Genomic DNA, 13,365 nt, shown 5'->3' with positions numbered 1-13,365 from the left:
TCATCTGATATGGGATTAGTTACAGCTAAAGAGGTTGCTAAAGCAATCCATGCCGATAAATATGGTTTCTTAGGCACGTTTTTCGGTTGGATATTAATGAAAGTACTTAAGATCTCTACGATAAATAAAATTTACAAGCGTAACAAACACTTATCAAACTTAGATTTTTTAAACGCATTACTTGATGACTTTCAGATTAAATTCGAAATTCCCGAAGAAGACTTAAAACGACTTCCTAAGGATGGTGCCTATATCACCATATCTAACCACCCTCTTGGCGGCATAGATGGTATTCTACTACTAAAGCTAATGTTAGAGCAACGAAATGACTTTAAGATTATTGCTAATTTTTTGCTTCATAGAATCGAACCTCTCAAGCCTTATGTAATGCCAGTGAATCCTTTTGAGGATCGTAAGGATATAAAAAGTAGTATTACTGGATTTAAAAATGCTATTTTACATTTAAAAGAAGGGCATCCTCTCGGAGTATTTCCGGCAGGAGAAGTGTCTACCTACAAAGATGGTAAATTGGTAGTGGACAAACCCTGGGAAGAAGCCGCAATGAAGCTTATACAAAAAGCCGAAGTCCCAGTAGTCCCAATTTATTTTCACGCTAAAAATAGCCGTCTATTCTATAGGCTATCTAAAATAAGTGATACCCTTAGGACAGCTAAATTACCTTCGGAATTGCTAACGCAGAAACGCAGAGTTATAAAAGTAAGAATAGGCAGACCTATTTCTGTGAAAGATCAAAAAGAACATAAATCACTTGCTGATTTTTCAGAATTTTTAAGACGAAAAACCTATATGCTATCAAAATCTTTTGAGGATAAACCAAAAATTTTAGATAATCTACAGTCGCAACTAAAAGTATCTAAAGTACCAAAGCGTATTGTAACTCCGATAGATACAAATATTATGATTACTGAAGTTGAGCAACTTAAGAAAAAAGATTGTAGACTTTTAGTAAGTAAAAATTACGAAGTGTATTTAGCATCGGCTAAGGACATGCCAAATATTCTGAGAGAACTTGGAAGGCTAAGAGAAATTACCTTTAGAGAGGTTGGTGAAGGCACAAATGAAGCTATAGATTTGGATACATTTGACACTTATTATCACCATATGTTTTTATGGGATAATGAGAAGAATGTTGTAGCTGGTGCGTATAGAATGGGATTAGGTTCTCAAATTTTTGAGCGCCATGGTATCAATGGTTTTTATTTGCAAGATCTGTTTAGGTTTGAACCCGAACTTTATAAAATGATGAGTCAATCCATTGAAATGGGGCGTGCTTTTATCATTAAGGAATACCAACAAAAACCGATGCCCTTATTTCTTCTTTGGAAAGGCATTGTACATACTACTTTACGTTATCCTGAGCACAAATATTTAATTGGTGGTGTAAGTATTAGTAATCAGTTTTCTAACTTTTCTAAAAGTTTGATGATTGAGTTTATGAAATCTCATTATTACGATCCATATGTAGCACAATATGTACATCCTAAGAAAGAATTTAAAGTAAAGCTCAAAGATGCCGATAAAGATTTTGTTTTTGATTCTACAGAAGCTGATTTAAATAAGTTCGATAGAATAATTGACGAGGTTGAGCCAGGTGCATTACGTTTACCCGTTTTACTTAAAAAGTACATAAAACAAAATGCCAAACTTGTAGCATTTAATGTTGATCCACTGTTTAATAATGCAGTTGATGGTTTAATGTATATAAAAATCGCTGATCTGCCAGAAAGCACTGTAAGACCTGTTATGGAAGAGTTTCAGGCAGAATTAGAACGAAAATTTATGGGTAATGGTGAAGATAAGTAAACTTGTTTATATAAGTTTTTTCCTCCCTCTTATTTGTATTTCGCAAACCCTTACAGGACGTGTTATTGATAAAGTCACAAAACAACCTTTAGAAACTGTAGCGGTATATTTTGACAATACAACAGTTGGAACAACAACAGACGAAAAAGGCGAGTTTTCAATTTCATATACAGAAGCCATTCAATCTACATTAGTAATCTCTTACCTAGGTTATGAAAAAGTTTTAATCCCAGACTTTAGAACCCAAAATAACATCACCATAGAAATGGTTGAAGCCAATAACGAACTCGATGAGGTTCTTATAGCATATGACGATGGTTTAACCAGAAAACAAAAACTAAGATTATTTAGAAAAGAATTTTTAGGATCTTCTAGATTCGGAAAATCTTGTAAAATTTTAAATGAGAGTGATATCATCTTAAACTATAATAAGCAAGAGAAAGTATTATATGCAAGTGCCAAAGTGCCTATTATTGTAAAAAATAAAGCCTTACAATACGAGGTGAATTTTGACTTAAAAGATTTTGCAATAGAATTTAGGTATGTTGATGCCAGTGTTAATGAGTTTGTGTTAAAAACTGTGGCATTTCAAGGGACAACTTTTTATAAAAACCTGAAAAATGCCGATCGTAAAAAGACTTTAAAAAATAGAGCAAAAGCATACAAAGGTTCTATACAACATTTTATGCGCTCCTTATATAATGAAAACTTGAAAGATGAGAATTATAGTATATATTACAGAGGGTTTAAAGTAGACGAATGGACTTATTTTAAAATTGAAAAGGTTAAGGATAGTCCATACAAAAAAGTAGTGCTTATAGATAAGGTTTCTATCTTATATGATAAAAAATTTCAATCGAGTTTAAGGGTATTGGTCCCAGAGTTTTTTGTAAACTCGTATGGTTATTATTTGCCTATCCTTGGTATCTACTTTAGTGGAGATATGGGCAATCAACGTTTAGGTGATATGCTACCTTTTGATTATGATTTAAACGATTAAAAAACAAAAAACCCAGAATTAATATTCTGGGTTTAGATATCTTTAAAGACCTTTAAACCATTCTTGAAATTGTGCTCCAAGCAAAAAAACCGGTTTTTGTTCACCTCCCAATGCACTGATTAAACTCATCACCCAAGCAATAAATAAAACAAACCCTATAATAAGTCCTAATATAGGAATCCAACCTGTTGCAAAACCAATAAGCATCAATCCTAGCATTTGTCTAATATAAAAAGAGCCAAATTCTGTTTTTTTGCTGCTATTCATCACAAGTGCTATAATCCATCCTATTAGCGTAATATGAGCAATAATACCTATATTTTTACCATCACTTAATACTTCTTTAGCATCATCGGCAAAATCAGAAGTTGCTTCTTTAGCATCTTGATATACTTCTTTTACTTTCTCTTTGGCATCACCAGCCATTTCTTCGGCTTTGTTTACTGCTTTTTTAGCACCTTCTTTAGCATCACCTAACATATCGTTAAGTTCATCTCCTAAATCTTTATTATCGTCTGCCATAATTCTAAATTGTTTTATGAGTTAATTTATTGAGTCTAAATTTAATAAAAAAACAGATGCAATTATTTAAAAGCTGCATCAATAGGTTCCCACAATTCAATTTTGTTATTTTCATTGTCCATTATCCATGCAAACTTTCCATAATCGTACTCTTCCATCTCTCCTACTATTGTGACACCTTCTTCTTTTAAAGTCACTAATAATTCATTTAAATTTTCAACTCTATAGTTAAACATAAAATCCTTTTTAGAAGGTTCATAGTATTTGGTATCTTCTGCAAATGGACTCCATTGTGTAGAACAATCTTTGCCGTCTTTGTCTTTCCACCAAAAGGTACAACCGTAAGCATCCGTATTGAAACCCAGATGCTTTTTGTACCAATCTTTTGATGCTTTAGGGTCTTTACTCTTAAAGAACAAACCACCTACTCCCGTTACTCTTTTTTTCATCTTATTTCTTTTTTAAGGCTGTTTCGTATATATCTATCCATTCCTTACAAGTCATTTTTCTAGTAAGTTCTCCTATAAGTTCAAAAGGAATTTCGTTCATTTTTTTAAATCTTATACAGCTTTTTCCCATATCTAATTTACGTTTGCTATGCTTTGGATACTCATTGACAAACCAATCGTGTAGCTCTTTTTTAGCATAGATACCACTGTGATATAAGTTAACCGAGTTCTTTTGCGATGCAAAGCTCATAAATGGTAGTGGTGTTTTGGGGCTACAATGGTAACCATCGGGATAAACCGAATGTGGTACGTAATAACCTATCATTTTGTATATCATACCTTCTTCAAAGTCCTTAGGTAAATTGTCATTGATAACTTTCCTCAGTTTTTTAAGGGTTTCCTGACGTTCTTCAGGGACTTGACTAATATAGTCTTCTGGTGATGTTGCTTCGTATTGCATAATTATAAATGTTTTAGTTATTATTTACGCTGTAAGATTAAGCCAGATATTAAAGATATAATAAATCCAATCAAGACAACGGTTATAAACATAAGTGTGGCCATAAAGCCTGAGCCTCCGTAGTCTTCCATCTGTTTTGTAAGTTCTGCTTTTTTTGCAGCAAGCTCTTCGCCAGAATAAAGTGCTTCGTAGCTTTCTATTGTTTTAGTTAGATATTCTTCGGCAAAATCGGGATTAATAACTGTAGTATATAGATAGTCTATTATACCTACACCAAAACCAACAAAAGCTGAAATTAAAAGTCCTATTAAAAGTGCTTTACCAAAAGAGACTTTACCGTCATTAACCTTATCTCTGTAATGTTTAATGCCAAAATAAACAAATGATAAAGACGCTACCATTGAGCCATAACCAATAATTTCCTGAGTTGTATAGCTTAAGCCATCGCCAAAAGTTAAGGCTAATCCAAAAACAACGGCTCCTAATATTAAGCCATAGCCACCAAATTTAAGTACTGTGTTTTTCATGTTTTTAAAATTTTTAGTTCATAACAAAAGTAGCTTCTCTTGCTATTTTTGGGTTCATACTAAAGTACCAAAGCCTTAGTACTTTAGTCTAAAAGTATGGTTTTTAAATAATTTTAAGTGTTTTAGCAATTTGTAGGGCTTGCGTTCTACGCTTGGCATTTAGTTTTAGTAGTAAATTTGAAACATGTGTTTTAATAGTGCTTTCAGAAAGAAATAATTTCTCACCAATTTCTTTATTAGATAAGCCTTCGGAAATACATTGTAAAACCTCATATTCTCTTGAGGTTATTTCTAAGTCCTTTATTTTTTTATGATCAATTGTAATTAATTCTGTTTTATGCGTATTGCGTGATTTTTTATTGATATACAGACCTACAAAGAAAAATACTATAGCGATAATAGAAACAACAATTTCTGTACTAATATCACCTGTAGCAATAGTGTACTTACTAAATTGAAATAGTAGAAGTAATGCAAGAATCAGCAATCCAAAAACGAGAATGGTTTTCTTCATACTTTAAAATTAGCAAAATTTTGCTTTAATTTTATCTACAATCGTTTGTGCCAGTTTTATTTTACTTTCAACAGTCCAACCTGCTACATGAGGAGTGAGAATTACATTATCAGCATTAATTAAGTACTCGAAAGCTTCAGGTAGATTGGACTTTTTACCTTTTCGCATCCAACGAAATTTAGGCTCATCAATTTTAAATAAATTCTCAAATGATGATTTTTCATATTCTAAAACATCGAGTCCTGCGCCCAAAATTTTTCCTGAGTCTAAAGCAGTTATTAAATCTTCGGTAACAACGCTTTTACCTCGCGCTGTATTAATTAGCCAAAATGGTTTTTTAAAACTATTGATAAACTCGGAATCCACCATGTTAATAGTTAATGGTGTTTGAGGTGTATGCAAACTCAACACGTCTGCTTTTTCCTGAAGATCGCTAAGCGATATTTGGGTAGCATTCTCATCACCAACATTGGGTTTAATGTCATAACATAAGGTTTCAACATCAAAACCACGTAACTTTTTCGCAAAGGCTTTTCCCATATTACCATAACCAATAAGTCCAACAGTTTTGCCATCGAGTTCTAAACCGCGATTGGCTTCGCGTAACCACTTACCTTGTCTTACTTCCTTGTCTGCTTTATTGAGTTTATTGAATAAAGACAATAGCATTCCCAATGTATGCTCACCTACAGCATTTCGGTTACCTTCTGGTGCAGAAATAAGATATACCCCTTTTTGCTCAGCATAGTCACAATCAATATTTTCTAATCCAGCACCTACTCGGCCAATGAATTTTAGATTAGTAGCTACATCTAAAAATTGTTGGTCTATAGTAAATCGACTACGAATAATAATACCTTCGTAATCTGATATTTTGGTTTCAATTTCAGACTTTGAAGCTGTATAATTTTCGTGGTTGGTAAAACCTAAATCATTGAGTTGATCTATGAGTAAAGGATGGTTTTTGTCTAGGTGTAATACTTTCATATCCAAGGATATTCTGTTTGTGTCATTTCATCTTTGATATTACCTGTATGATCTGTATTCAATTTCTCAAACAGTAAAAGGTGTACTTCTTCACCATCTTTAGTAGACGGATTATGCTCTACACCTTTGGGAACGACGATTATTTCGCCCTCTTTTACGACTTCAGTTCTGTCTCTAAATTGCATATAAAGTGTACCTTTAATTACCTGAAACAATTCATCTTCGTTATCGTGACTATGCCAAACAAATTCACCTTTAATTTTAGCAAGTATAACCTGCATATCATCGACTATTGCGATACGATGAGGGTGCCATTGCTTTGAAAACAAAGCATGTTTATCTTTAATGTTTATTACTTTCATATTCATTTTCCACGAAAGTGGGAATCTCATGTTTTTAGATACACCAACTAAATCGGTATAACAGTTAACTTTTAATTGATGTTATAAAGTTACGAAGTTTTTTACGTTAAGGATTGAAGCACTATGCTTATTATAGATCAATATCAGGGAGGGAATGGCAAAGGAATTTTTTAAATGCCTAGAATTATTTTAGCAATCCAAAAATAAATTAAGATTCCGAATATATCATTACTTGTTGTAATAAATGGGCCTGTAGCAATAGCTGGGTCAATACCTCTTTTGTCTAAAAATAATGGCACAAAAGTTCCTATAAGTCCTGCAACAATAATCACTGCTATGAGAGAAACAGAAATAGCTAGGGCTGTATTAAAATCGTCTTTTGTAATCCACACAAAAATGAAAAGAAAAAGTGCTAAGATAGTACCGTTAAGTGCGGCTAATAGCATTTCCTTAATTAGTCTACTATTAATACTTCCTTTTACATCATCATTAGCTAAACCTTGAACAATAATGGCACTAGATTGCACACCAACATTACCAGCCATTGCGGCAATTAAAGGTGTAAAAAAGAATAATACGGCGTATTTACTAAAGGCCTCTTGAAAACCTTCCATAATTAAAAATGCTCCGACTCCGCCAACGAGTCCAAGAAATAACCATGGTAAACGTGCTCTTGTGAGTTCAATGATACTATCATCTGCTTCGACATCTTGTGTAATACCAGCTGCTAATTGATAATCTTTATCGGCTTCTTCTTTTAAAACATCAACGATATCATCAATGGTAATTCTACCTAATAAAGTTTGCTTGTCATCTACAACAGGAATGGCTTCTAAATCGTATTTTGCCATCACTTTGGCAACATCTTCATCATCATCATTGACGTGGACAAAGTCCACATTGTCTTTAGCGATATCAGCAATTTTCTGATCACTTTTAGCGACAATTAAGTCTTTTAGGGACAGGCGACCGATTAACTTTTCTTCTTTATCTACAACATATATGGAATGTACACGGGTTACTTCTTTGGCTTGCCCTCTAATTCTGCGCAAACAGCCAGCGACAGTCCAGGTTTCATATACCTTAACGAGCTCTTTTGCCATAAGACTCCCAGCAGTATTATCGTCGTAAGTAAGTAATTCTTGAATTTCGGCTTTGTGTTCCTCATCTTCAATTTGAGAGAAGACGGCCTCTTGTCTCTCCTCAGGCAGTTCCGCAATAATATCAGCTGCATCATCGGTGTCTAATTCTTCTAACTCTTCTGCAATTTCTTTAGCTGATAAATTTTCCAGAACTTTTTCTCGATTGTCTTCATCGAGCTCTGTAAGGACATCTGATGTAGTTTCGGAATCTAAAAGTTTAATAACATAAACGGCATCATCAAGGTCTAGCTCATCAAGAATTTCGGCAATATCAGCGTAGTGAAACTCATTTAAAAGAGCTTTAAGTTCTTTGTCGTTTTGGTCTTCGACAAGAATCTCTACCTTTTCGATAAGTTCATCCGTTAACTGAAATTGTATGTTGTCTTGAAGTTCTTCCATTAAACTTACTAGCTGTCAAATTGAGCGCAGAGGTAATACTATTTAGCTATCATTCTCTATCAGCGACGTTAGCTCAATAAATTGTGATACACTTAATTGCTCTGGTCGCTGCCCAAAGATAGTATTTGCTTTTAAATTATCTGAAAGATTGAAAGTTTTTAAACTATTACGTAATGTTTTTCTGCGTTGTTGGAAACCTGTTTTCACTACCTTAAAGAATAATTTTTCATCACATGGTAAGGTATAATTGGCTTTTCGTTTCAACAGTAAAACACCAGAATCTACTTTTGGTGGTGGGTTAAAAACCGAAGGAGGAACTGTAAATAAATACTCAGCATCGTAAAATGCTTGTGTTAATACCGATAGAATGCCATAGACTTTAGACCCTTCTTTAGAGCAAATACGCTGTGCAACTTCCTTTTGAAACATCCCTGAAAACTCAGGAATTTGATGCCGCATTTCTAAGGTTTTAAAAACAATCTGAGACGATATGTTGTACGGGAAATTACCAATGATAGCAAAAGGCAGGTTCTTAAAAATTTGAGTAAGATCGTGTTTTAAAAAATCCTTCTCGTAAATTCTGCTAGAGAGGTTAAGATAGTTGTTTTTTAAATATTCAACAGACTCTGTATCAATTTCTATAACATGTGTGGTAGTATCCTTTTTAAGTAAATACTTTGTGAGAACTCCCATACCAGGACCAATTTCTAAAACATCGTTGTAGCCCTTTAAGGATAACGTATCAGCAATTTTTTGAGCGATATTTTCGTCTCTAAGAAAATGTTGTCCTAGATGCTTTTTAGCTTTGACTTGGTTTTGGTTTGACACGAGAAGAAGAATATTTAATTATTTGCAAGATATGAAAAGACGCTTCGACTGCGCTCAGAGTTACACTATATTATTTAAAGCTAACAGAATACTCATCAATAACTTCTAATTCTGTTCTAAACGCCAACATTTTATCAGCAAATTTCTTTAGACCATCACCTCTAAGACGTTCTGCATCTTCAGCATAATAAGCGTCTAAGGCTTCTCTTGAATGCGCTTTGTATTGTACAGAGTAGGTGGTGCCTCCCATATCTTCTTCAACCAAAACTTTAGTGAGTTTGGCATCAATGAATTTACCAGTAGCCAAGACTTGTGGAATATGTTCTTTAATCCAAACGAGCCATTCGTTGTGGACAGAATCATCTATGTTTATGGTGACGTTGTATATGATCATTCTTTGAAATTATTTATAAGGGACAAAAATAACTAATTCAATTTCAATTTTTTTATTTCATTTTGCTAGACTATATATATTACTGCATTTTAAATTCTACCGTATTTTCTTCTAATTTTTATTCTGTAAATGTTTTTTTTGCTAACGGCTCAAGAGTTTAAAAAGTCTGATTTATTTTTATAGCGGGCTATCTTTATTAGAAGTCCTAACAGAGAGATATAAAATAAGAGGTTAGGAATTCCAGCAAGTAAACCCAATTCTATAGGCTCAAAATTTAATTCCTCAATCAAATAAGTTATAACTTGCTCTTGGAATACAGCAAGAACTGTTTTTATTAGCCAACATATTATTAAAATATAGATGAAGTACTTTACCTTCATAACTTGGTTTTAATGATTTTAAATTGTAGCTAGCTAATTAATACTATCACCTCGTAGCATTCTAAACTTCTTTCGAGCTTCAATAAAGTAGATACTGTCTTCAAACTCAAAAATAATTTTTTCGTAGAGTTGTTTGGCATCTTCTGGTTTTGCCAAATGCGTGTTGTAAAGTTCAGCCAAATGGTAATGCGCATCATCAGCTAAGATATCTTCTTTCCAGTCTGAAATAATTTTAAGATAATTAGCTTCTGCTTTATCATATTGCATTTTCTTCTCGAAAAGCTTTGCTTGCTTAAAAAGTGCCTGATCGGTGATGCTTTCTCCTTGATGCTCTTCTAGTATTTTATCTAAAAGTGTTATCGCTTCATCCGTTTTATTCTGAAAAGCAAATAAATCGGCTTTGGCATAATACTTTAGTGCGGTTTGCAGGCTGTCTTCAAATTTATTATCAGAAATCAAAAGTTTTAAATCCAAAGCGTCATTGGCTATAAGTTGTGATGTTGAAGATTTTAAAATCTTAAGCTGTGATTCTGCCCAGTCAAAATCACCCTTGTAGTAACTTGTTTTTGCGACTTTAAAACGTGCCTCTTGCGAAATGGTACTATTCTTTAGGCTCAACTGAATTTGAGAATAGAAAATCAAAGCTTCATTAAAACGCTCTTGTAAGACTAAGATATCCGCAAGTAATAACTTGACTTTAGCTTCTTGAAATTCTGAGATATTTAGCTTCATACTTTTTCTCAAGAACTTAGTTGCGCTTTCCGTATCTTTTTGATGGAATGCTAGAAATTCGCCATAAGCTAATTGTAATGGTAATGTTAATTCTGACTTACCAAATTCATCAAATAATGTATTATAGACCTCATCAATACGTGTGAGTTCTTTTTTAGAAGAGGCATTTTGTGTGTCAATCTCTAAAATATATTGATGTGCTGTTAGGGCAGTGCTTGCATCTTGAGTGGTTTCTAAAATGTAGTTGAAAATATTTTTAGAAGTTCCATCATCATTATCATTAAGTGCTGTTATAGCAAGTTCTATAATACGCTCTAAACTTTCAGGATTGCGTTTGTAAAGTGCTTTTTCTTGTATAAACGATTTATTATAAGCCTTCTCTTGCACATACAACCAGCTTAATAATTCGTACCAATATGGGCTTGGATCTTGCTGAATTCTCTTAAGAAGCAGTCGTCTTAAATATGTATTATTTTCATTGGACTTGTTCTCGGATATAAAATCGCTAACTGCGCGCTTAATATTGTTGAGATAATTAGGTCTATAGGCTATATAATCCATATAGTTTTCGAACATTTTTTCAATATCTCCCTGATCTCCATAAATGCGTGCTAATTGTATACTGTAATTTTTGTCTGGTGATAATAATTTTCCTTTATCATACACACTAATAGCTTCATCTAATAAGGAATGGTCTTCAAATTTTTTAGCTATACTATAGATGTAATTAGGGTTTTCGTCTACATAGGCTATCGCTTCTTTATATAATACATTAGCCCTATCTATGCTATCTTTAAGCTGAAAGTTATAGCCTAGCTCAATTATTAGTGTTGGGTTTCGTCGCTTTGCTAAACGTTGTACCAATATATTTTCTGCCTCATCAAACTGTTCTAACTGTTGGTGTGTGTCCACTAATTTGTATATGTACTTGTAACTATAAGGCTTTTCTTTGTTAAGGTTCTCGTATATAACAAGTGCTTTTTTAAATTCCCCTTTTTTATAATAACTATCAGCAAGCACCTCACTGTTTTGGGCAGAACTATAATAGATACCGAATAGTAGTAGTAGTATTGAAAGAATCCTTTTCATAAAATCAGGTAAAGTGTAAATATAACAAAAGCGTAATCTAGATATTGTAAAAGCTTAGTTAAATCATACTCATAAAAAAATGCCTAAACTATTCGTTTAGGCATTTAGACCAGCAAAATAAATGTGCTATTAACCATTATTCATTATAAATATGATTCAATTACTTTGTCGTGGTGTTTTACTATTTTACTATTTCTAATTATAGTTAAAACAAAACTTTACTTACCATAACAACTAATGCAATGAGTAATACAATGCGTTTTAGGTTTTTCATAATTAGGTTAGTTCTTAGATTGGGGATACTAACTTCACGAAAATAATGAAAATAAACGAAGAAATACCTAAAAAATCGATAAAAAACATCTTTTTTTAACAATTAAATCATATTTCCTAAAAGATAAGATGCTAAGAAATCATGTCAAAACCCGTATAAGGCACTAAAACATCTGGAATTTTAATACCTTCTTCGGTTTGATAGTTTTCTAAAATTCCGGCCAATACTCTTGGTAAAGCTAATGAACTTCCGTTAAGTGTATGGCAAAGCTCATTTTTACCATTACTGTTTTTATAACGTAATTTTAATCGATTGGCCTGAAAGGTTTCAAAATTTGACACCGAAGAAATTTCTAACCAACGGTCTTGAGCCGTTGAGAATACCTCAAAGTCGTATGTTAACGCAGAGGCAAACGTTACATCTCCACCACAGAGTTTTAAAATTCTGTAAGGAAGTTTTAGCTCTTTTAGAATGCTCTTAACGTGTTCTATCATTCCGTCAAAAGCCTTGTAAGAGTTATCAGGATGCTCAACTCGTATAATTTCTACTTTATCAAATTGATGAAGTCTATTAAGCCCTCTTACATGTGCTCCGTAACTACCTGCTTCCCTTCTAAAACATGGAGTATAGCCTGTTACACCGATTGGTAAATCACTTTCGTTTAATAGTGTATCTCTAAAAAGATTAGTACCAGGAACTTCTGCTGTAGGAATTAAATACAAGTTATCTGCAGTGACGTGGTACATTTGCCCTTCTTTATCTGGTAATTGCCCTGTTCCAAACCCAGACGCCTCGTTAACCAAATGCGGTAATTGATACTCCGTGTAACCTGCATCTGTGTTTTTATCCAAAAAATAAGCGATTAGAGCGCGTTGTAACCTTGCCCCTTTGCCCTTATATACTGGAAACCCGGCACCAGTAATTTTATTCCCCAATTCAAAATCAATGATATCATATTTTTTAGCTAATTCCCAATGTGGTAGTGCGCCATCAAATAATTTTGGGATGTCCCCTTCGCTATAAATTTCTTCATTATCTTCATCAGAGTTTCCTTCTGGTACTGATATATGAGGCACATTAGGAATTTTATACAACAACTCTGTTAAAGCATCTGCTTTATCATTAAGTTCTTGCTCTAAAGTCTTAGTAGTTTCCTTTAGTTGTGTTGTCTTTTCTTTTAAAAGATTAGCTTTTTGAGCTTCACCAGATTTAAATAAGTTACCTATCTCTTTGGATAAAGTATTAGATTCTGCTTTTGTACTATCTAATTTTGTTTGAAGCGCTCTTCGCTCCTCGTCTAATGCAATAGCATTATTAATCATTTCAGCGGCATCAATGTTTCGCTTTGCTAAGCGTGTAATAACATCTTCCTTGTGTTCTCTAATAAAAGCAACTTGTAACATATCTAAAATTTTGAATTTACGCTTTAGACGTAGAAAAATCAAGCCACAAAAGTAATGAACTCATTTAAACTTTTTCTAT

14 protein-coding genes are annotated in these 13,365 nt (G+C 33.2%); 2 read left to right on the top strand and 12 right to left on the bottom strand.

Going from position 1 to position 13,365, the window contains the following annotated elements:
• The first annotated feature begins 9 nt into the window (after positions 1 to 9).
• Together Q0912_RS11295 and Q0912_RS11290 are read left to right on the top strand one after the other, a co-directional pair.
• Positions 10 to 1,824 carry a lysophospholipid acyltransferase family protein gene (locus tag Q0912_RS11295; RefSeq protein WP_299115092.1) on the top strand — a complete coding sequence of 605 codons (1,815 nt, stop codon included), beginning with the start codon at positions 10 to 12 and terminating at the stop codon, positions 1,822 to 1,824.
• Positions 1,808 to 2,824, top strand: a complete 1,017-nt coding sequence (locus tag Q0912_RS11290) for a carboxypeptidase-like regulatory domain-containing protein (RefSeq protein WP_299115090.1) — start codon at positions 1,808 to 1,810, stop codon at positions 2,822 to 2,824. Before Q0912_RS11295 ends, Q0912_RS11290 begins: the two co-directional genes overlap by 17 nt.
• A 42-nt stretch (positions 2,825 to 2,866) precedes the next feature.
• Here Q0912_RS11290 and Q0912_RS11285 read toward each other — a convergent pair whose 3' ends face one another.
• From Q0912_RS11285 to serS, 12 genes are all read right to left on the bottom strand, one after another.
• On the bottom strand, positions 2,867 to 3,346 hold the full coding sequence (locus tag Q0912_RS11285; protein ID WP_366125132.1) for a YtxH domain-containing protein: 480 nt from the start codon (positions 3,344 to 3,346) through the stop codon (positions 2,867 to 2,869).
• A gap of 62 nt (positions 3,347 to 3,408) precedes the next feature.
• Positions 3,409 to 3,795, bottom strand: coding sequence for a VOC family protein (locus tag Q0912_RS11280; protein ID WP_299115088.1), 387 nt, complete (start codon positions 3,793 to 3,795; stop codon positions 3,409 to 3,411).
• Between the two features lies 1 nt (position 3,796).
• Positions 3,797 to 4,255, bottom strand: coding sequence for a DUF1801 domain-containing protein (locus Q0912_RS11275; RefSeq protein WP_299115086.1), 459 nt, complete (start codon positions 4,253 to 4,255; stop codon positions 3,797 to 3,799).
• 20 nt (positions 4,256 to 4,275) lie between these two features.
• A complete protein-coding gene (locus Q0912_RS11270) occupies positions 4,276 to 4,782 on the bottom strand; it encodes a DUF4199 domain-containing protein (RefSeq protein WP_299115084.1) in 507 nt (168 codons plus the stop codon).
• A 103-nt stretch (positions 4,783 to 4,885) separates the two neighbouring features.
• Positions 4,886 to 5,296 (bottom strand): response regulator transcription factor, encoded by a 411-nt coding sequence (locus Q0912_RS11265; RefSeq protein WP_299115082.1) that lies wholly within the window; start codon positions 5,294 to 5,296, stop codon positions 4,886 to 4,888.
• 9 nt (positions 5,297 to 5,305) lie between these two features.
• On the bottom strand, positions 5,306 to 6,283 hold the full coding sequence (locus Q0912_RS11260) for a 2-hydroxyacid dehydrogenase (protein WP_299115080.1): 978 nt from the start codon (positions 6,281 to 6,283) through the stop codon (positions 5,306 to 5,308).
• Positions 6,280 to 6,645 (bottom strand): cupin domain-containing protein, encoded by a 366-nt coding sequence (locus Q0912_RS11255; RefSeq protein ID WP_299115129.1) that lies wholly within the window; start codon positions 6,643 to 6,645, stop codon positions 6,280 to 6,282. The genes Q0912_RS11260 and Q0912_RS11255 overlap by 4 nt, the downstream gene beginning before the upstream one ends.
• Positions 6,646 to 6,815: 170 nt before the next feature.
• Positions 6,816 to 8,186 carry a magnesium transporter gene (gene mgtE / locus Q0912_RS11250; protein WP_299115078.1) on the bottom strand — a complete coding sequence of 457 codons (1,371 nt, stop codon included), beginning with the start codon at positions 8,184 to 8,186 and terminating at the stop codon, positions 6,816 to 6,818.
• Positions 8,187 to 8,228: 42 nt separating this feature from the next.
• On the bottom strand, positions 8,229 to 9,014 hold the full coding sequence (rsmA, locus tag Q0912_RS11245) for a 16S rRNA (adenine(1518)-N(6)/adenine(1519)-N(6))-dimethyltransferase RsmA (RefSeq protein WP_299115075.1): 786 nt from the start codon (positions 9,012 to 9,014) through the stop codon (positions 8,229 to 8,231).
• 70 nt (positions 9,015 to 9,084) lie between these two features.
• Positions 9,085 to 9,408, bottom strand: a complete 324-nt coding sequence (locus Q0912_RS11240; RefSeq protein ID WP_299115073.1) for a DUF4286 family protein — start codon at positions 9,406 to 9,408, stop codon at positions 9,085 to 9,087.
• Between the two features lie 413 nt (positions 9,409 to 9,821).
• Positions 9,822 to 11,609, bottom strand: coding sequence for a hypothetical protein (locus Q0912_RS11235; RefSeq protein WP_299115071.1), 1,788 nt, complete (start codon positions 11,607 to 11,609; stop codon positions 9,822 to 9,824).
• Positions 11,610 to 12,014: 405 nt separating this feature from the next.
• A complete protein-coding gene (gene serS, locus Q0912_RS11230; protein ID WP_299115067.1) occupies positions 12,015 to 13,286 on the bottom strand; it encodes a serine--tRNA ligase in 1,272 nt (423 codons plus the stop codon).
• Between the last annotated feature and the right edge of the window lie 79 nt (positions 13,287 to 13,365).

The sequence above is a fragment of the uncultured Winogradskyella sp. genome (genome assembly GCF_947498345.1).
Classification (GTDB): domain Bacteria; phylum Bacteroidota; class Bacteroidia; order Flavobacteriales; family Flavobacteriaceae; genus Winogradskyella.
The sequence above is the reverse complement of the archived record's forward strand: the minus strand, read 5'-3'. Positions and strand labels throughout refer to the sequence as shown.

Coding starts and splice junctions, on each gene's coding strand:
- Q0912_RS11295 (WP_299115092.1), top strand. CDS start 10: ATGGGATTAGTTACAGCTAAAGAGGTTGCTAAAGCAATCCATGCCGAT.
- Q0912_RS11290 (WP_299115090.1), top strand. CDS start 1,808: ATGGTGAAGATAAGTAAACTTGTTTATATAAGTTTTTTCCTCCCTCTT.
- Q0912_RS11285 (WP_366125132.1), bottom strand. CDS start 3,346: ATGGCAGACGATAATAAAGATTTAGGAGATGAACTTAACGATATGTTA.
- Q0912_RS11280 (WP_299115088.1), bottom strand. CDS start 3,795: ATGAAAAAAAGAGTAACGGGAGTAGGTGGTTTGTTCTTTAAGAGTAAA.
- Q0912_RS11275 (WP_299115086.1), bottom strand. CDS start 4,255: ATGCAATACGAAGCAACATCACCAGAAGACTATATTAGTCAAGTCCCT.
- Q0912_RS11270 (WP_299115084.1), bottom strand. CDS start 4,782: ATGAAAAACACAGTACTTAAATTTGGTGGCTATGGCTTAATATTAGGA.
- Q0912_RS11265 (WP_299115082.1), bottom strand. CDS start 5,296: ATGAAGAAAACCATTCTCGTTTTTGGATTGCTGATTCTTGCATTACTT.
- Q0912_RS11260 (WP_299115080.1), bottom strand. CDS start 6,283: ATGAAAGTATTACACCTAGACAAAAACCATCCTTTACTCATAGATCAA.
- Q0912_RS11255 (WP_299115129.1), bottom strand. CDS start 6,645: ATGAAAGTAATAAACATTAAAGATAAACATGCTTTGTTTTCAAAGCAA.
- mgtE (WP_299115078.1), bottom strand. CDS start 8,186: ATGGAAGAACTTCAAGACAACATACAATTTCAGTTAACGGATGAACTT.
- Q0912_RS11240 (WP_299115073.1), bottom strand. CDS start 9,408: ATGATCATATACAACGTCACCATAAACATAGATGATTCTGTCCACAAC.
- Q0912_RS11235 (WP_299115071.1), bottom strand. CDS start 11,609: ATGAAAAGGATTCTTTCAATACTACTACTACTATTCGGTATCTATTAT.
- serS (WP_299115067.1), bottom strand. CDS start 13,286: ATGTTACAAGTTGCTTTTATTAGAGAACACAAGGAAGATGTTATTACA.